General features: G+C 45.7%; 17 protein-coding genes. 2 read left to right on the plus strand and 15 right to left on the minus strand.

Annotated elements, in window-relative coordinates:
* Positions 1-27 precede the first annotated feature (27 nt).
* The 5 genes from GWR56_RS19015 to GWR56_RS19035 all read right to left on the minus strand — a co-directional run bounded on the left by GWR56_RS19015 (position 28) and on the right by GWR56_RS19035 (position 2,465).
* Positions 28-495 (minus strand): response regulator transcription factor, encoded by a 468-nt coding sequence (locus GWR56_RS19015; protein ID WP_162432779.1) that lies wholly within the window; start codon positions 493-495, stop codon positions 28-30.
* Positions 496-608: 113 nt separating this feature from the next.
* Complete coding sequence (locus GWR56_RS19020) at positions 609-989, minus strand: single-stranded DNA-binding protein (protein ID WP_162432780.1); 381 nt, start codon at positions 987-989, stop codon at positions 609-611.
* 20 nt (positions 990-1,009) lie between these two features.
* A complete protein-coding gene (locus GWR56_RS19025; RefSeq protein WP_162432781.1) occupies positions 1,010-1,405 on the minus strand; it encodes a response regulator in 396 nt (131 codons plus the stop codon).
* A 4-nt stretch (positions 1,406-1,409) separates the two neighbouring features.
* Positions 1,410-1,676 (minus strand): hypothetical protein, encoded by a 267-nt coding sequence (locus GWR56_RS19030; RefSeq protein ID WP_162432782.1) that lies wholly within the window; start codon positions 1,674-1,676, stop codon positions 1,410-1,412.
* Between the two features lie 138 nt (positions 1,677-1,814).
* The gene (locus GWR56_RS19035) at positions 1,815-2,465 is read right to left on the minus strand and encodes a response regulator transcription factor (protein WP_162432783.1); all 651 of its coding nucleotides are present in this window, start codon (positions 2,463-2,465) and stop codon (positions 1,815-1,817) included.
* 442 nt (positions 2,466-2,907) lie between these two features.
* Here GWR56_RS19035 and GWR56_RS19040 point away from each other — a divergent pair, with 442 nt between their 5' ends.
* Positions 2,908-3,570, plus strand: a complete 663-nt coding sequence (locus tag GWR56_RS19040) for a DUF6766 family protein (RefSeq protein ID WP_162432784.1) — start codon at positions 2,908-2,910, stop codon at positions 3,568-3,570.
* Between the two features lie 5 nt (positions 3,571-3,575).
* Here the strand turns inward: GWR56_RS19040 and GWR56_RS19045 are convergent, their stop codons facing one another.
* Positions 3,576-4,805, minus strand: coding sequence for a DUF1015 family protein (locus GWR56_RS19045; protein WP_162432785.1), 1,230 nt, complete (start codon positions 4,803-4,805; stop codon positions 3,576-3,578).
* 573 nt (positions 4,806-5,378) lie between these two features.
* Here GWR56_RS19045 and GWR56_RS19050 point away from each other — a divergent pair.
* Positions 5,379-6,512, plus strand: coding sequence for a hypothetical protein (locus GWR56_RS19050; protein ID WP_162432786.1), 1,134 nt, complete (start codon positions 5,379-5,381; stop codon positions 6,510-6,512).
* A 12-nt stretch (positions 6,513-6,524) separates the two neighbouring features.
* Here GWR56_RS19050 and GWR56_RS19055 read toward each other — a convergent pair whose 3' ends face one another.
* The 9 genes from GWR56_RS19055 to GWR56_RS19090 all read right to left on the minus strand — a co-directional run bounded on the left by GWR56_RS19055 (position 6,525) and on the right by GWR56_RS19090 (position 19,111).
* Positions 6,525-7,310 (minus strand): ThuA domain-containing protein, encoded by a 786-nt coding sequence (locus GWR56_RS19055; RefSeq protein ID WP_162432787.1) that lies wholly within the window; start codon positions 7,308-7,310, stop codon positions 6,525-6,527.
* 216 nt (positions 7,311-7,526) lie between these two features.
* Positions 7,527-8,924 carry a serine/threonine-protein kinase gene (locus GWR56_RS19060; RefSeq protein ID WP_162432788.1) on the minus strand — a complete coding sequence of 466 codons (1,398 nt, stop codon included), beginning with the start codon at positions 8,922-8,924 and terminating at the stop codon, positions 7,527-7,529.
* Positions 8,917-9,708, minus strand: coding sequence for an FHA domain-containing protein (locus tag GWR56_RS19065; protein ID WP_162432789.1), 792 nt, complete (start codon positions 9,706-9,708; stop codon positions 8,917-8,919). The genes GWR56_RS19060 and GWR56_RS19065 overlap by 8 nt, the downstream gene beginning before the upstream one ends.
* Before the next feature lie 182 nt (positions 9,709-9,890).
* On the minus strand, positions 9,891-13,961 hold the full coding sequence (locus GWR56_RS19070; RefSeq protein WP_162432790.1) for an FtsW/RodA/SpoVE family cell cycle protein: 4,071 nt from the start codon (positions 13,959-13,961) through the stop codon (positions 9,891-9,893).
* Positions 13,948-15,414: a PP2C family serine/threonine-protein phosphatase gene (locus GWR56_RS19075; protein WP_162432791.1), complete on the minus strand. Its 1,467-nt coding sequence runs from the start codon at positions 15,412-15,414 to the stop codon at positions 13,948-13,950. Before GWR56_RS19075 ends, GWR56_RS19070 begins: the two co-directional genes overlap by 14 nt.
* 97 nt (positions 15,415-15,511) lie before the next feature.
* Positions 15,512-16,456: a hypothetical protein gene (locus GWR56_RS19080; protein ID WP_162432792.1), complete on the minus strand. Its 945-nt coding sequence runs from the start codon at positions 16,454-16,456 to the stop codon at positions 15,512-15,514.
* Positions 16,457-16,522: 66 nt separating this feature from the next.
* Complete coding sequence (locus GWR56_RS19085) at positions 16,523-17,929, minus strand: serine/threonine-protein kinase (RefSeq protein WP_162432793.1); 1,407 nt, start codon at positions 17,927-17,929, stop codon at positions 16,523-16,525.
* 152 nt (positions 17,930-18,081) lie between these two features.
* Complete coding sequence (locus GWR56_RS20665) at positions 18,082-18,312, minus strand: hypothetical protein (protein WP_238395270.1); 231 nt, start codon at positions 18,310-18,312, stop codon at positions 18,082-18,084.
* Positions 18,287-19,111, minus strand: coding sequence for an LLM class flavin-dependent oxidoreductase (locus GWR56_RS19090; RefSeq protein ID WP_238395271.1), 825 nt, complete (start codon positions 19,109-19,111; stop codon positions 18,287-18,289). The genes GWR56_RS20665 and GWR56_RS19090 overlap by 26 nt, the downstream gene beginning before the upstream one ends.
* Positions 19,112-19,475: the final 364 nt, after the last annotated feature.

Here is a 19,475-nt window from a genome sequence, read left to right on the forward strand (position 1 = left end):
TTAAAAAAACGGGTATATCCTGCAGATTCAGGGTATCAGGTGCAACCGTTTTGCCTTTTCAATAGCCTGGGTGCGGCGTTCAACTTCAAGTTTTAAAAACAGGTTTGAGGTATGGGTTTTAATAGTGTTTAACGATACAAACAGGCGGTCGGCAATTTGCCGGTTACTTAACCCGTTAGCTATTAATTGCAAAACCTCCAGTTCGCGATTACTTAGGCGAAGCTTATCGGCTACATCGCGGTTAAATGTAAAATTTGGATTGGCAAAAACTTCTTTTTCAACCACCACGGTTTTTAGCTTTGGCCCCGTAAGTTTGGTGGCAAGCCAGATACCCAAAGCCGTAAAAACTATAGCTATCCCCCCGGTGTACAGTTCAACCGCGTTATTGATAATAACAAAATGCCACTCCAGCCATTTAAGCAATAACAACAGCCCGGCTAACGATACGCCGTAAATTATACTCTGCTTGTTTCTTTGAAGTAGGTTAAAGGTCATTATAAAAGCTGTTGCCGCTTAAAAATAGTCAATTAAAACATAATGGCAATATCCGCTTCTGAAAAGTCGGCGGCAATAGCTTAAATGATGGCAGATGGACTATCAAGTATTGGTTAGTAAAACTCGGACCTGAAGCTGTGTTGCGGCATTTCACCTTCTTCGGGGAGCTTCATTATATTAAGCCGGCCGGCTACAATAAAGGTATCGTACCGTTTTATGCCTAATTGATCTACGCTTGCCTGGGTGGTTACTTTCCCCTCCAGGTAAACTTCGGCTCCTTCTTTTAAATTATCTACCTCGATAGCTGCCAAACTTTCGACCACGCGGATGCTGTGATATTCGGCATGCTGCTGACTTACCTTTTGCCGGTTAAATACTTCGTCAGTTACAAGCTGAAAGCACAGCCATTTTTGTTTTTCTATTATTCTCCATGCTGGTTTATTAGCGATAAGACCGAGCAGAATGGCTTTGTTAATTCCTGAATTTTGAAACATTTTAGTTGAGCAAGTTGCTGTTAGTAAATGGCCGGCTCATTAGATCTGAATCCGGCCGATAGTATAGTTTTAATATTTTTAACCAGATCGGTTAGTTCAAAAGGTTTGGGTATAAATTTATCGCACCCATAATTGCCAAGCGATAAAAGCACCCTCGGGTATGCCGAAAATATGATTACAGGCAGCTGACTTGTTTGCGGGGTTACTTTCACCTGGTGACATATCTCGCCCCCATTTATGCCCTTAAGTAAATAATCTATCAATAAAATATCGGGGTTATAATTATTAATAAGCGTTACCAAATCATCCGCGGTATTTGATGTCTTTACAGAAAAACCTTCGTACTTTAATGCCTCTTCCATAATATCCAAAACGTCGGCATTATCATCAATTACAAGCACTTTCTTCTTTTTCATGTTGTTATGTGGTTATAATGCTTTTATCCAGATCAAAGTAAACAAGGGTACTGTCTACCCCTGCGGCCATTTGCACAGGTTCTTTAAGGATATTAAAGAAAGTATCGTAGGCTTTTGGCAGCCTGCGGATGTGGGGAGATTTTGCTATCGGGGTTAGCGTTATACATACATCGGCTTCTGCCGAATCAACGCAGGTTGTACGTGAGTAGCAATATCTGAAGCCTTTTGAAATCACCAGTTTCAGAACGGCGGATGTAGCGGGAACTTTCATAACGGCAGTATTTAAAACAAATGTACCGGCTATGATTTCTTACAGTTCCGTATTTATACAACTTATAGTGATAAATAAATACGGTATTTAATTATTAATATAATTTAATAATAAAAAGCGCTTACTTTAAAGCGTAGATTAACTTACAATACCGTTTATTATGGCAAAGCGTACCAAAGCTGCGGTATTTCGCGAAGCCGTTTTATCGATAAGGGCTTGCCTTTGGCTTTCTACGGTTCGCTTACTGGTAAACAGCTTATCGGCTATCTCTTGGTTGGTATATCCTTCGGTAATGAGGCCTAATACCTTTACTTCTTTTGCAGAAAATTCTATATCCCGCAATTTTGGCAGGGCAGACGGATCGGGAATGGTCAGCAGTCGTTTTAAAAACTTTGAACTGAGGTCAGAACAAATATACAGATTATTGAGCTGTGTATGCTTTACCGCAAACACCAGTTCGGCAGGATTTACGCTTTTTAATAAATAACCACTTGCCCCTGCCTGGAAAGCCTTTATTACATCTTTCTCGTTATCCAGCGCACTCAAAATAATTACTTTACACTGGGGGTAAAGCTTTTTTACATTTTCAACAAGCTCTATCCCACCCATATGGGGCATGTTCATATCCGCAAGTATCGCATCGGCGTGTACACCATTTTCAAGCAGCGACAAAACTTCGTTGCCGTTGGTAGCCGAGCCTGCTACATAAATGTCGGGCTCTTTTTCTAATAACGATATAACGCCGTTCCGCACTATGTTGTGATCTTCCGCCAGTATAATATCTATCATCAGGTTAATTTAAAAGTTTAATACGCCTTATCTAAACAATAATATATAACACGCAACTACTGCATAGGTTTAGGATCGATGTTTACCACGGCACCCTGGCCCGGCAGCGAGTTAACATTTAACTGCCCGCTAAATAACTTATACGATTTTTTAATACTGTGCAAGCTCGACCCGTTGCTAACCCTCGCTGTTCGTCGTAATCCTTTTCGAAGTTCAGGCTGCTATGTGTATGCAGCATGTCACCCGTAATTCGGCCTTACCCTGTTTTAGGCACGTGGTTTCAAAATCCCGCTATTCCGGAAAGTGGTATAAGGTAAAACAAATTTTACGTTATAAGGGTATTAATTACATCAAAGTTAATTATTTGCCTGTGCCTGTAATTAAATTAAGGCACACTCAAATTTTGCCAAATAAATCAATGTAAACATCTGATATAAATTAAATGAAGAATAAAAGTTTCCTTTATCGTAACAGCCTCAGCATTGTTTTTTTAACATTGTTTATAGTTACACTATGCGCACAGGCGCTCACCGGCTGGAAGGAACATAACCAGGAACTTGCCGACGATCATGCTAACGAGATACCGTTTTTAACCTACCTGCATACCGGGCACTTTGTATCGTCAACTTTTGAGAACTTTCAAAGCGAGTTTTTACAGATGGCGCTTTACGTGGTAATGACGGTAGGGCTGCGTCAGCAAGGTTCGGCAGAGTCTAAGAGCCTTGATGAAAAGGAAGACGTTGACCGCGAACCCAACCCCAATAAAAAGGATGCGCCGTGGCCGGTGCGTAAAGGCGGTATCTGGCTTAAGCTATACAGCCATTCCCTATCCATCGCATTTTTTGCGCTTTTCTTTTTTAGCTGGGGGATGCACCTTTACGGCAGTTGGATGGACAACAATACCGAGCAGGCCGTAAAAGGCAAAGCTTTTCAAACCATTACCCAATACATAGCCGGGCCACGTTTTTGGTTCGAAACGTTCCAAAACTGGCAAAGCGAGTTTTTATCAGTGTTATCTATCGTGGTGCTCACCATCTTCCTGAGGCAGAAGGGCTCGTCGGAATCAAAACCTGTTGATGCGCCGCACATGGAAACCGGTAAATAATACTTTTAACCGATATGGCGGTTTATCAACAATCCATAAGGCACTTTGGGCACTATCCAGGTTGATTTGGGCGGCAATACCTCCCGGGCATCAGCAACGTTCATCAGTTCGGTTACGCTGAGCGGACCGAGCATAAAGGCTATGGCATGCGGATAGTGCTGTACTATCGTCAATATGTCCTTTATCGATCCTTCGCCACCAGCGCACTTTAACCGGCTGTCTGTTTTAGGGTCTATAATCCCAAATATGGGTTTAAACACAACGCGCTGTAAAATAGCGGCATCAAGCGCGTTTGCACCGGTTACATGCTGATAGGTATGCACCCTGGCCTGTAAAATAAACCAGCGCCCGTTCACCAGCATCCCCACGGAATGTTTATCCTTTGGTTTTACGGGCGCATTTTCCGGCGACTCAGTAATATAAAAATCCGCTTCTATCTTTTTCAAAAGTTCGCCGGTAGGTATATGTTCGTCCGGAATCACCACGCGGTTATACTCCTCTATTCGCAACTGGTCGGTGCACATATAAAGCGATGAGATACAGTCGAAAGGTTTTACACCCTGTTCCCTTTGCTCATCGGCCAATTGCAGGGCAGACTCCAGGCGATGATGACCATCGGAAAGGTAAACCGGTGTTATCTGCGCAAACGCTGCTGTTAGCTGCGCTATTAACGTCTCGTCCTCAATTTTCCATAGCTTGTGCAACCAATCCTTATCGCCCATTAATATATCATGATCCTGCTTTCGAACATCGGCAATTATGCGATTTATAACACGGTTGGGCGTATAAGTAAGTAATACCGGGCTGCCTTCAATACCGGTATTGCCCCGGTAAATTTTTTGCCGTCTTACATTGTCATTAAAGGTGTGTTCATGTGTAAGTATGTGGTTGTTGCGGTAATCATCAAGATGGGTTAAAGCCCATATACCGGTTTGGCGGTAACTTCTTGTGATAACCTCATAAACGTATATGGCGGGCTGTTGCTCCTGCCAGAGTTTTCCTTGCGACAGCTGCTGCTCCAGGTTAAACCTGATGTTTTCGAAGGCTTTTTGCTGGTTCCCGGGTATCTCGGGCCTCACGCGGGCGCCGGCTTCCAGTGTTTGCTTCAGGGGTAGCAGCTTTTCCTCGGGCTTGCCGTGGTCGAGTACAACTATGGGGTCGGCGCCGGGAAAAACCAGTTGGTCGGCGTAAAACGGGTTTGGCCTGATGGCACAGAACGGTGAGATTGATGCCATGCCCTGCTATAATATTGAGGAATTTAAAATACACCGCTTAAAGCGCCCTGAAACTTTCATGCGCTGATTGTGAAGATCAAATGTTTTAGCGTCCATTATGTAGATTTGAAAGTGCTGCAACGTACATCACGGTTTTTTTTAAATTAAATATTTTCGAAACTTATTGTCCAATAACCGTTTAAATACACTTTGCTTATAAAACGACCTAAGTTATAAAATGTTTATATCTATCCAAAACGGGTATAAAGGGAATTTACAAGCAACACATCTTCTACAAACAGCGACGAGTTATAATGTATTAATTACACTAAGTAATACGCATCACAACAATGCTGCTTAAAAAATATTCATTTAATTAATAGCTATAAAACTTAGCTTGCAAACAAAAAAACTGGCTGGTTTATGTTTTTTAATGTAAAAACCTTGTGCATGCTTTGCATGGTATATATTAGTTACTATATTTAGCAGATATGCATAAATCTTGAATGTTTTAGGCATTAAACGTTCATATTATTGTTGCTGATAGGAGTCCCCCCGCCTAAACGCGTTGCCTTATCAATTCACAATGTTAAAATGAAAAACCCTAATCGATCTGTTTTTTTAAAGCCGATATTATTAGTGCTGTTAATTCATGGCGCGCTTACCGCCCGTGCACAATTGTCGGCATCAATGCCGTTCAGGCCCGAAAGAGCCGACACCTCCCTTATACTTAATGATATTAAAGAAGTCGCGGATTTTGCAGTGCCCCCGGCAACCAGCATCTTTGAAGACGACGACGATAATTCGCTCCAAAAAACAATAGCCCTCAATTTAAGCAAGTCCCAGGAGCGTAAACAATTGATGAGCTACCTTAAGCAGCTCGAGCTTAACAATACCATAGCCGAAAATGAGAAGAACAGCAAAGCCCTGTACCGTTTTGCCAACCTTTTTGCCAGGTTAAAACTGTATCCGCTGGCTATGAAGTGCTTTTTTAAATCCATTGACAAGGCCAATAAGAAAGCTAAACAAAGCGGCGAAGCTGCAGAGGCAGATGATTATACGCCGGAGGCGTTGCCTATCAACGCTAAGGACGATTCGTTGCTTAACCTGCAGGCCCGGCAGATTGCTAAAAACCAGAAAAGTAAATACACCAATTACAGGCGTATAGCCGCTACCTTTAACGATCATAAGCCTACAGTTGCTTACGCCCTGTTATTTCATGTAAAACAGCCGGTATCGGGTAAACCCAAAGTGTTTGTTTTTAGCAATACCGGCCACACCTTTATTACGCTTATTAAATACAATGCCGACTCTACATACGTGTCGTGTTCGTTCGGGTTCTATCCAAAAAAGGAAAAAATATTATTTGCCACCCCCTGGGATCCTTCGTCCGAATCGCAATTTAAAACTGATGCCGGCCATCAATGGGATGAGGTAGTGGGTAAGTTTATCTCAAAGAAGAGCTTTGAAAAAATACTTTCGCTCACCAAAAAATACAACGATCTCGAGTATCACCTCAGCAATAACAATTGTACCGATTTTTGCCTGCAGGCTGCTTCATTGGCGGGGTTGAACATATCAAACACCAAGGCAAGCTGGCCGCTTGGCTACGGCAATAATCCGGGTGTGACAGGACAAAGCCTGCTAAACGGAAAATACCACAATACCGACCAGCAGCCGGATGCCGATCTGTTCAGGAGCCTGAACATAAACGCTGCCGAAGAATAATCATTTTACCCGTTATTTCCGGGGAGGAGGGGAATAAGGCTGTTTTTCTGCGGCCCAAAAAATGGCGTTGCTAAATAACCTTGTATAAGCCGTATTATCAAACAGGTTTGGGGAGTGCCCCATAAATATGTAAACGTTACGCGCCCGGTAATTAGGGTTCGACCACACTACGGGGTGGTCTCCCATTTTTACTTTCGGCTGCCGCGGATCGTATGTCGACTCGTCAACACTCGCCAGCACATCTACATTGGGCCGCGGGCTTTTATCCCAGGTGTACCATTCTTCCTGCTTTATAAGGAATGATGCGGGCACGCCTTTCATTACCGGGTGCAGCTTGTCTTCAACATTTACCTTACCGTTTGCAAAAGCGGCTATATAATCCTTCCACCTGATGCCACCCATAAATGCCGAGAACCAATTCCACATTGGGTAACCATCAAATTCGCCCAAAAGCGTAGCATGATGAAAGCCTATCCAGCCTCCCCTGCCCTCGTTTATATACTTTTCGAAAGCTTTTGCAGCCGTTTCGTTCCAGGCGTAGGGTGCATAATCTAATTGTATAAAAAGCTGGTATTGGTTCAAAAAAGTACTGTCAATTTTATCGGTATTTTGAATGTAATCAATGGTAAAACCCTTTTGTGCAGCAAGTTTGTCCAGCCAAATTTTTGCGCGGCGGGAGTATTCTATATGGTGTCCGCCATTTTCATACAACGCCAGTACTTTAAAAGGTTTATGGGGTTGCGCGCTCGCGGCAAGGCTAATGCAGGCAACCATCATTAACTGCAGGATTCTTTTCATATGTTATGTTTCACGCCCTATTGACTTATAACGTTTTAAAGATGCAGCAGCAAGGAGCTGTTTGTATCAAGACCCTCAAAAACGGGTCGTCTCCGGCGTGCACCGGCTATAATTCCACCAGCGCATGCCGATTTTCAGATATTTCGAATTTAAATATAAGATATATTAGCCAGGCTTCCGCCTCTGCCAAAAATAGTTAGGAATGCGTTGTAGAAATTAAAATATTCCGAGAAATTTCTTGCGTTTTTTCTTTTTTTCCTGTGTCACGGGCGGCGTAACTATCGTCGGCTTCTTAGCTTTTAAAGCGGCCTTTTTGACGGCGGCGGCTTTTGCTGCAGCAGCTTTCATAACGCTGTCCTGGTTATAATATCGGGTAACAAACGGGGGTTTAAGATAATCGGTTTTCTCGATATACACCACCTCTTTAGCGTTGTCCTTTTTGAAAAAGGAATAGCAGAAAACAGCCGAAAGTACAATTGTCAGGGTCACTAATCCTGCCAACGCCGGTTTAGAAACCAATATAAGCGCCTTATTGCGCTCAAAAACACCCTTTTGATTATTAAAGCGTGCTCCGGATTGTGCTGCCAATGCTTTTAACGATTCCAACTGTTTGTCCTTTTCGGCCTCGGTTTGCTGATAATGCGTGATAAGGTGCTGCAACCGGTCGTTTTCGGCTTGTATAGCATTTGTGCTCAGCTTACCATCCGCCGAAAGGCTGCCATTTATAATTGCCTCGTGCAGTTCTACCCCGCTTGCATATCGCGCTTCGGGTTGTTTTTGCAGACATTTACTGATCACGTCTAAAAGCCATTGCGGTACTTGCATTTCCTGCGTTTGTTTCAGCGTGCTCCAATCGTCAGGAAGGTTTTTCCTCCGCAATTCAAGAAGATCCGGTACCGGGGATTCAATATGCGCCAGCATAATAGCGTTGCGGCCGGTTTCACCGTTACCCTTAAGCGGAAACGGCACCTGCCCGGTAAGTAACTCGTAAAGTATAATACCATAGCTGTATACATCCGTTTGCAATAGCATCGAACCGTCATGCTGTTCGGGTGCCATAAACTCTATGGCGCCGGCATGGCGTATACTGCTGCGGCGCTCTTCCTCGGTCATTACCGCAAGGCCAAAATCAAGCAAAACGTAATTGCCGGTATGTACATTATATTTTACATTATTGCTTTTTACATCGCCGTGCTTTACACCTACACTATGACAGTGGGCAAGCGCATTCGCAAGTTGATCGGCCACGCGGATAACCTCTTTAAGCATGAATACCTTTGAATGGGGCGGCTGCAGCAGTTCGCACAGGTCAGGCCCCTCAATGTATTCCATCTCGATAAACGGCAGCGAGCCGCTATCGGTAATGCCCGAGCTTAATATTTTTACTACGTTTGGGTTGGGCTCTTCATTAACCTTTTGCAGCTTGGCCACTTCGTTACTAAAGTTGCGAAAATTGCGGTCGTCGTCGCTCTCGGAGTGTATGGGAGTAGGCAGTAGCTTAATAGCGGTAAGTACCGGCCCCATACGGCGGCCTTTATACACCGATCCCTGTCCGCCCGTTCGCAGGGCTCCAAGGTTCTCAAGTCCATCTGTTATGGTAAAAACTTTACTCATTCGTTGCCGGTTGATAACTAAACTCTAAAACCGCCGATTCGCCCAGGATGATCTGGTCGCCCTCAAGCAATTGGTGCCCAATGTGGGTCGAGCTCAGCTTTATTACGTCCTCGCTTTTTTCCGAACGGATCTTAATTTTATTACGTGGTGGCACACCGCCCTCGTCGGCAAATATCATAAACCTGCCGGCATCATTATTCCACTCGATATGAGCATGCTGCCGGCTCACATACTTATTACTTTCGTTCGCACTGTCGCTGGGGAAAGCGATATGGTTAGTACGGAAAAAACCATCATCGGCCTGCGCTTTTTTATCCCTGCCAATGTTTATTTTCTCATCTTCCGAGGTGATGTTGTACTCAGGCTTATCTGTTTCGCCGCTCAAAGCCCTCACATAAGCCACCGCGCTTTGTTTAATAAAATTCTTGCTTGTTTTAATAAAAAAGGCGGCATCCAACTTCGTGGCGCGTACAGCCTCAGGCGGAAAGCCCTCGTTCAATATCACATCCATTTGCCAGCTTTCGGGCAGGTTAACTGCGTAATCATCAGCAATGCGCTGTATTTCGTCTTTAAAAACCTCGGGGGCTTCAGCGTAAACAGCCGCCTCGTACACCGCGCATTCTGATGCCGGGCAGGAAATGTAAAGATTAAGCCCTTTAATATTTCCGCCCTCGCCGCCCTCGGCCTTTTGCAATTCATGCTTAATAAACTGAAGCAATTCGTAGCGGATACTTTTTACATCCGCCGGTTTATTTTCCTTATCACTTTTAAACAAATTGAACATGTTCATTTACTTATAATTCTCAAATCCCTCCCTTGGGAGGGGTGTGCCCGCCTGCGCAGTTGGCAGGGAGGGGTTTAATATACTGCTTCTCGCTTCGTTAAACCCCTCCCTGCACCCTCCCGTTGGGAGGGAATCGCACAGATCCCGAGTTTATAACTTTTATATTATGCTAAACCACAGCCTTATTCACTTGTTTGCTCTTTGATGCTTTTAATGTAGCCTTTTTCGCGCAGGAATGGAATTACATGCTTCCCCGCCAGTTTTACCGCGTCCGACGATCCCTTTGTAGATTCTATACGGATACAAACCACCATATTGCCTACACCATTAGCCTTTGGTGCAAAGAAAACGTACCAGCCATCGTTTATCTGTTGTTTTTTCCAGATACGCTCCGGCGTACCGGTTTTACCGGCAACGGCAATACCAAGCGTCCATTCCTTTGGCGCGCTTTGCTCTATCATATACTGGCGCAGCAGTGCAGCATACTTAGGGTCGTTGGTTAGTTTAACGCCTGGCTTTACGGATATTGTCGAATCGGCTACCTTAAGCACGTAACGGTTTTGCAAAATAACACCGTGATTGGCTATACCAGCAGCCATGCGCGCAACCGATGCAGGCGTAGCGATCAGCTCGCCCTGCCCCCAAGCCATACCCGAAATGCCCTTGGCCCTTGTTTTTCGGATATTATTAGGATCGTAACGCGGCCTGGTATTAAACTCGGTTTTGCGCCAAAGCTCGCGCCATTTTTCCTCCTGGGCGGCATTCTCTTTATCGCGACCATAATAGTAACCGCCCACGCCATGTAAAAACATACCGGTTTTAAGGTAAACGGTAGCCATATCTTCCTGTAGGTGTTCCTGGTTGGCCAGCTTTATAAAGTAAACGTTGTTTGATTTTGCTACAGCGCGTTCCAATGTTATCAGACCCGTTTCATCGGGTTCGAACCCTTTGGTACGGATGCGTTCATAACTGGCTACATTGTATTTTTTATCGGCGGCAGCCAAACCCAATTTATTGAACGACGCGATGGAGGTAGCCAACTTTGCTGTTGAGCCTGGCTGGGTAGCCAGGGTAAAGCCCAAGTCCTGCGTGGTTGTCCACCCGGCTAACTGGTTCTGGTCGTAGTAGCTCATAGTCAGCTTTTCCCAATCGTGTACCGGGGGTAAAGGGTACATGGCTGAGGTTAATACATCCCCGGTATTTGATTCCATCACCACCACCGATACCCGGTTATCCAGCAGCGATGTATCCTGGGCTATGGAGTTTTGGATACTGGTTTGCAAGCCTGCATCCATGGTCAGTTTTACATCGCGGTTACGGTTTTTAAAAGCTTCCACCTCCTTACTGTTTATGCCGGCGATAAGCAGCGGCGCAATAGCGCTGTAATCTTTTTTCACCACCGTCATTTCCTTTACACCGCGCGCCAAAAAGCGGTCTTCCTGGTAGCGGTTGGCCGTAACGTTGAATTTTTCGGTCGGCATTTTAAAGCCGCGCAGTTCGGCAGCATGTTCATATTCCGCAAAGTACCCGTTGGGACTGCCGTTAAAAACGCCCGTATTGGCATCGCCCGTCCAAAAAAACATTTGCTCGTCAAAAGGGTAATATCTGTCAAGTCGCTTATGCATAGCCGAATCAATGTTGTAACCAATAGCGCCCGCCTTTACCAATTCGCGGTGTTGCTTTTTAATAAGCTCGGGCTTGCTGGTTGCCAGCACTACGCCATCCCTGTCGTACAGGTTACCCGCTTGCAGGCGGTTCATTAATATGGCAATACGCGGGTTATAGCTAAACATGCGCATGCCGCTTTTATCGGCTACAAGCGCGGGCTGCACCACCCATTTTTTATTATTGAAAAGATAGCGCGATACATTAACGGTTAGCAGGGTAATAGCCACGCAGGCCGCTATAAGCGCGGGTACCAGGTTTTTATCCTGCTGGCGCGATATGTAACTCATTTGCACAGGCGTACCCTGTACCAGCGATGCGGAAAGCAAAAAGCCAGATGCAAGCAAATTGGCCACCAACGATGACCCGCCATAACTCTGAAACGGCAGCGATACCCCCGACAGTGGCAACGCCCCCGTAGAGCCGCCGGCTATCAGCATAAACTGTACAAAGGTTGATATGCCTATCCCCGCGCAAAGGTAGAACAGGAACGGCGTTCCCGTTCGCCGGCCTATAATGATGGCGCGGTGCAGGTACACCAAAAAAAGCAGGAAGATACAGACGATCCCAGTCCATCCGAACTCCTCGCCCATCGATGGCAATATCATATCGGTATGTGCTTCGGGAATGGTTTTCGCAAAGCCCTCGCCTACTCCCTGGCCGCTTACGCCTCCGCTGCTCATGGCCCAAAGGCCGTTAGCTACCTGATCGCCGCCGTAAACCTCGTTGTTCCAGGCATCCTGCCAGATGGCCTTACGGTCTACCAGTCGTTGCACGGGACCGGGAAACAGCTTTCCTAAATAGGGTATCTGGTCGATAGTTAAAAAGGCCGCCATGATTACCAGCACCATGATAGCCGACTCGCTTAGCGACCGGCGTTTAAACAGCATGAACAGGGCGGTTATACCGGCAGTTATCAATGCCGATAACCAAACGTTTTTTACCACCCACGATACGATGACATATAGTACTACCGCCCCCGCCATGAACATAAAATCGCCCCGCGAGAACGAGAACAGCACAATAAAGGTGAAGCACACTACCATAGCGGGGCCTAGGTCCCCCAGCAGAAGGAACAGTAGCAGGGTTACCAATATGGCTATCAGCGCGAACGAGAAGAATTGCCAGCGTTTGCTCCAACTGCTGTATTCGCTGATCAACTTTTCGTTAGCGGCAAAAAATCCCGCCAGGAAAAGTATGATGAGGTACTTTACAATTTCGCTGGGCTGAAACCCGAACAAATTTACCTTTACGCCACTGCCTTCGGGGCCGGTACCAAACTTGATGGTCATGGCTAGCAGCGTAGCCGCCAACACCACCCAGGGCCAGCCGTTTGCCGCGTTGCGGTTATGTTTAAACACCAGCATGCGGTATATCCAAGAGTCAGGCGTAAAGCGGCGCAGCTTAAATTGCAGCATCACCAGCATGGCTACCAGGCCAATGCCCAGGTAAACCAGCATGTCCTTTGCTAAAAACCTGTCGCGTAAAGGGTCCTGCAGGCTCAATAGCGTCAGGAACGACAGCCCGGCAAGTATCATTACCACCGGCAGTATCAATTGGTCCGAAGCCCGATACTTCCACGATAGCAGCAAATGCACGAATAAAAATGCACCTATAAAGCTTCCTGCTATGATCAGGAACCATTGGTTAAATTCTGCCGGCGTTCTAACGATCAACGATCTTTCTTTTTTCAGAATATTAAAATCCCTGGTAGAAAACAACCTGATGGTGTGCGGCTGGCGGCTGAATGTCAGGCTTACGTCCTCATCTAAATTTTGCACCCCTTGGGATCTGCCAAATTGATAGCCGGGCTGTAACGGCAATAATTTAAAAGCCTTACCTGCGGGCAGGTTTTTAAACTCGGCTATCCCCTGCTGGTTGGTACGGGCATAAGCGGTTAGCTCTTGTAAATGGCGCTTTCCGGCGCTATCGGGCAGGTAAACTTTTTTAAAGCCGTTACCGTTCTCGGTAATAAGCTTAATATCCTCAACTTCTTCGTCGTTATAAATGCTATCCTGCGGTAATATCATTTCAAGGCGTATCAATACACCAGCCACGGGTTGTTTTTTTTCGGTGATAGCACCTGTAATGCTATACCCGCCCATACCTAAGTCTGTAGACGAAGGTACCTGCAGCGGGTTTGTTCTTTCGCGAACAAATGTTACCGAATCATCGCCGGTATAACCCAACAAGGCCCTGGAAGCATTTACCCTGCTTTTAAATGATTCGCCCCCTTTTTCAAAAGCATCATCGGCTATAATAAAGTACTTGCGTTTATTCAGTTCGCCTATATTATCAATTTTTTGGCCTGTACCTATGTTGCCGGCAACAGTAGCCGTTATCAGGTCTATATCGCGTTTATCCTCAAAATAATAACCTTTGGTAAGTAACTTTTTGAGCTGGCCGGCAGGATCTTTAGCGTTCAGGTTTATCATGGTGCCGTCCTGCAGGCGGGTATCCACATCGGCAAAGCGCAACTGCAAAACCGAATATAGCCTGAAGAACAAGAACACCAGCAATACGCTTATTAATAACAGGAACACGCGTTCCTTCCACCTGCCTGTAGATTGTACTTTATCGGCTTCCATTTGCATTAGCAGGGGTTTTTGTTGATGCCTTAACGTTAGTATCTACTTTTGCAACCGGCAGATCGGCCGTTACCGGTTTGCCATCGGGCAATCTATATTTACGCTGAATATGCAGCCTGCAATTAATAAACTCAACGTTTTTTAGCGTAAGGCTGCTATTCCCCAATTCGGCACCGATAGCGAAATCCTTAAATTTCAAGTTCTCCAGCACCACTGCTTTGTTGCCCGGAGCTATTGACAAGGCCGGCCCATTAAAAGTGGTATCGCGCTGCAGGGTAATATTGCCTCTTACCTTAATGTATAGTGTATCCTGATCGATATGCAGCGTATCAGTGATAACAATGGGTTGTTTAAATGAGGTGTCAGAAAGTACCAGGGTATCGCCTTTAAAGGCGTCAATGGCATCCTGGAGTTTAATTTCCTCAGCATTGCGCATCTTTTGGGCAGCCGGGGCTGCGCTTTCAAGCGGGGTTGTCTGTCGTTGTTTGGTTAAGTATAGCCAAATGGTTGACGCCAGAAAAAGCAGACACAAAAAGCTCAATATTAAAATTAAGCCTGTATTTTTATTAGAGCCCATTTTTGGTTTAGTTGATATTTCTTCTTCTATATATTGCCGTTGCCGGGTTGGTTTAATACCATCCGTACCGTCATCTGCCTGTTTTGCTTGCGATGGTGCAGGCATAGTGGCCTGCGCGCGCTGCTGCGGCTTATCGTTTAGCGCCAGCGCCACGGTAACGTTATCGTTTCCTCCGTTGGCATTGGCAGCGGCTATTAATTCGGTGGCTTTGTGCTGTAATGATGCATTTTGAGTGATGATATTTAATATGCCGGCCTTATCTACCATATCTGTAAGGCCATCACTGCAAAGCAGCAGCATATCGCCGGGTAAAAAAGGCGACTGACCTGTCTCTATAAAACTTTCGTCGGTATCTATCTGGTTGGTAAAGCCCAGGGCCTTATTTATTTCGTTGCGTTTTGGATGGTTCATGGCAGCCGTTTCGGTAAGGCGGCCACTATCTTCCAGAAAACCTACAAAGGAGTGGTCTTTAGATATTTTAACCAATGAGTTATCGCGCAGCAAATACAAGCGGGTATCACCTACGTGGGCATAAAAAAACTGGTTGTTCTCTACATCAACCAAAGCCATAGTGGCTACACAAGCCATGCTCTCCAGATCTTTATCCTGTAGCTTTTTATCAGCTATTTGCTGGCTGGCCAGCTTAAAAGCGTCAATCATGGCGGGGATTATCTCGCCCTGCAATCCGTTCAAACGGTCAATAAACACCTCTTTGGCTATAGCGGCAGCCACTTCGCCCCCGTTATAGCCGCCAACACCATCAATTACGGCAACAAGCACCATGCGGTTACTCATAACTGGCTGGGCAATAAAGGCATCCTCGTTATTGCTGCGCACCTTACCGGTATCGGTTAATCCAAAATAGTTTTCAGCCATTGCGTTTACCTGAATTTTTAATATCAATAAAATGGGTTGCCAGCAGGCAGAAACCAATTACTGATAAGCTTATGGATAATATTTGTGACATGAATATCTATGCTTTAAACAGGTTTAACCCGATGATACCATTGAGCAGCATGCGCGAATTTACCGGCAACTCTACCCATTGGGGCGAGTTTACATCGCTTCGCTGAATAGTTACTTCATTTAGTGTGGTTATTTCGCCAAATGATGCCAGGTAAAACTTACCATCGGCTTTGTTGTAGCGTATTTGCAGGTGCGGCGCATTCACCCAGTCGCTCGGGATGGTGAATATGTTTGAAGCCTCGCGCGTTTCCTCACTGCCCGATATAATAATATCGTCGTCCTTCATCAGGTATTCTACTTTTTTACCCGCAAACTGCTGGTCGGGGATAATGGTTTCCAGGCGGGCAATAACACTTTGGGCTTTGGCTGCCTTTTGTTCTTCGGGCTCCAGTTCTTCCTCATATGGTATTTCAAAATAACCTTCGCTGTAATAAGTAAAGCCCTTTAAGGCCTCTTGGCTTACATCAAACGTTTGGGCAATACCGGTTTGTCGTGGGATAAAGGTTACCCGCAGGTTTTGCTCTTTTTGATTATTATCCGGCAGTAATTTGCCAATAAAGCCCTTATCGCCTCTGGCATAGTCAGGGTGTGATACCAGGCGAAACACCCACTTTGAACCCGATGGTTTTACAGTTTTACCCGCTACGCGATATTCTTTTAGTATTTCATAAAACTTGGCTACCGTTTCCTGTACTATAAGCCCGAAGATACCTTGCTTATCTGCAACAAACTCTTTGTAATCGTCGGCATTAAAACTGATGATAAATTCGTGATAAAATACTACCCTGTCCGCAAAGGAAAGGTCTTTTATCGAATCTTTAAATTTTTCTACGATGTAACTGTAAACTGTATCGGGCGTAAGTGCTTTGGCTTTTGCCTTCTCGGTGCTTTCGTTGGTTAAAAACCAGTCTTGTATGCCAATGCGCTGCCAAAAATTTGGTGTTGATGCCATTTAATTTTTTCTAAAGCTGCCACAATTATGTATAAGTGAACACAATTTCATTGCAGATGTTTGATATTATTGATCCGTATCCTGCTGGGGATAATTAGTGTACTGGTCAGATTTTAACACGGTATCCGCTTCGCTGGCGCCGCTGCTGTCGGGTGCCGGGTTGGGCGGGGTTACTACCGGTTTTTTAACTACCGAATCGCGCTTTACAGGCGTTGTGTCCTGCTCAGCAGCGTTGTCAGCGGGGAACCTTGAGCCGTAATCTGGCGTACCGGAGCTTGTATCCGGCTTTGTTTCGGTGGAATCCTGTTTAACCTGGCCGGTAGGATTACTTTGCCGCTTTAAGAAAGTAGCATAAACCGAAAAACCCATAAATACTACCAGCAATATCATTATTGTATAATAATACGGCTTTGATAACGAAACCCGCGATCCGTCTTCTATTGGCTCTGCCGGCACAGGTGGCGGGCCGGCCTGCTGGTATTGCATCAGTTGATTATGCAGGCGTTCATTCTCGCTGCGCAATGCGGCATTGCTTAAGCCGCCTGCAATATCAAAACTGTCGCTTCCTGTTAAACTGCCTGTTACGATAGCCTCGTGCAGTTTGGTACCGTCGGTAAACCTTTTTGCCGGGTCTTTTTCCAAACATTTCTCTATCAGTTTTATCAACCACTGAGGCACTTGCATCTCGCGTGCTTTTTTCTCGTCATTCCAGCTATCGGGCAAAGCGGCCCGCCTGGCATCGAGCAGATCGGGAACCGGCGATTCAATATGCGCCAGCATCACCGCGTTACGGCCGGCATCGCCACCGCCCCGCAGCGGGAATGGGACGCCGCCGGTAAGCAGCTCGTATAAAATAATGCCATAACTGTAAATATCGGTCTGCGGCAGCATTTTCCCTTCGTGCTGTTCAGGGGCCATAAATTCAATTGCCCCGGCATGGCGTATGCTGGTGCGGCGCTGTTCGTCCGTCAGGATAGCGAGGCCAAAATCCAGCAGTACGTAATTACCTGTATGAATGTTATACTTTACGTTATTACTTTTAATATCACCATGCTTTACGCCTACCTTATGGCAATGAGCCAGCGCACTTGCCAATTGGTCGGCCACACGAATAGCCTCTTTAAGCATAAATATCTTGTCGTGCGGGGCTTTCAGCAGCTCGCAAAGATCAGGCCCTTCAATATATTCCATTTCGATATAAGGGAACGACCCGCTATCGGTAATGCCCGAGCTTAATATCTTCACTACATTGGGGTTAGGCTGCTCGTTAACCTTTTGCAGCTTACTTACCTCGTTACGGAAACTACGGAAATTTCTATCGTCTTCGCTTTCGGTGTGGATAGGTGTCGGCAGCAGCTTTATGGCCGTGTAAACAGGCCCCATACGCCGGCCTTTATATACCGATCCCTGCCCGCCAGTGCTCATGGCTCCTAAGTTTTCCAGTCCCTCTGTTATTGTAAATACTTTACTCATTTGTAGATATTGTGCCGAAAATCATATATTACAGACTAAATTACATTTAATACGCCTGTTTGTTGTAGGTATTATAAGAATAATAACAATAATCCACAAAAAAGCCCGCTATACCGGGGATGGAAAGCGGGCCTCATATTATATAAGCCTGTTTAAGATAAGGGAGCATACGCGGATGTGCGTATCACATCGGCAAAAACCTTGTATGAGTACATCCTGGATTGATGATCAAAGATATGCGTGGTAGCCATCACTTCGTCAATTTCCGTTTGCTCTGTAAAGGCGCTTAATTCGGCCCTGATCTTGTCGGGGCCGCCAATAAACGAATAGGCAAGCATTTGCATTACGGCCTCTTCTTCAAATACATTCCAAACCGCATCCATACTTTTTACAGGCGGCGGCAACAATTGCCTTTTGCCCGTTACCACCCCCATAAAAAAATTGCTTCACAGACGTTGCAAGGTATTCGGCCTCGCCATCAGTGTCGGCGGCAACCACATTAACGCAGGCCATTACATAGGGCTTTTGCAAATGTTGCGAGGGTTTAAAATTGTCGCGGTATATTTTGATGGCCTCTAAAAAATAGGTCGGCGCAAAATGGCTTGCAAAAGCATACGGCAGGCCCATAGCAGCCGCCACCCTGGCGCTATCAGTACTGGAGCCTAATACCCATATAGGTATATCCAATCCTTCGCCGGGGATGGCCCTTACCTTACTATTAACGTTGTCGGCAGAGAAATAGGTTTGAAGCTTCACAATATCCCTCGGAAAATTATGGGCGGCGTTAAAATTTTCGCCGCGGATGGCTAAGGCGGTTGTCTGGTCGGTACCGGGGGCGCGGCCGAGACCAAGATCTATCCTGCCCGGATAAAGAGACGCCAGCGTACCAAATTGCTCGGCCACTATGAGCGGCGAATGGTTTGGCAGCATGATACCGCCCGAACCTACCCTGATTTTTGAGGTCCCGCCTGCTATATGGCCTATTAATATGGCCGTGGCAGAGCTGGCTACGTTCATCATGTTGTGATGCTCAGCAAACCAATAGCGGGTGTAGCCAACCTTTTCGGCAAGCTGCGCAACTTCCATGCTTTTTTTGAAGCTATCGGCCGGAGTACTACCCGCAACAACAGTGGCCAGGTCTAATACGGAGTATTTTATATCTGATAATTTATTTGCGCTCATAATTATTGCATAAGTTGATTGATAACATCCGTTTTTATTAGATGTTGTTCAAAATTAGTGCTAAAAACACCTGATGCGGCTTATAAGTGGTTATATGACGCGGCGGGTACATTAATCAGGGAATGGTGACAAAAGGCTTCACTAAGACCCTTCTGTGATGGAGAGGAATAATAGGTTTACAAACTGGTGAGTTACTCACCCCGCGGCACTTCGTGCGCGGCCCTCTTTCTTCGTCTGCAGCGGCAAGAGGAATAAACTTTCTTTATTTAATACCCACCCTCTTTGCGCAGTATAGGGGGTAGACAGGCTTGCCCCGATAGCGATCGGTATCGAGGTGAGTAAAATTGCTAAGAGGGGTTAATAC

The organism is Mucilaginibacter sp. 14171R-50 (assembly GCF_010093045.1).
Taxonomy (GTDB): Bacteria; Bacteroidota; Bacteroidia; order Sphingobacteriales; family Sphingobacteriaceae; genus Mucilaginibacter.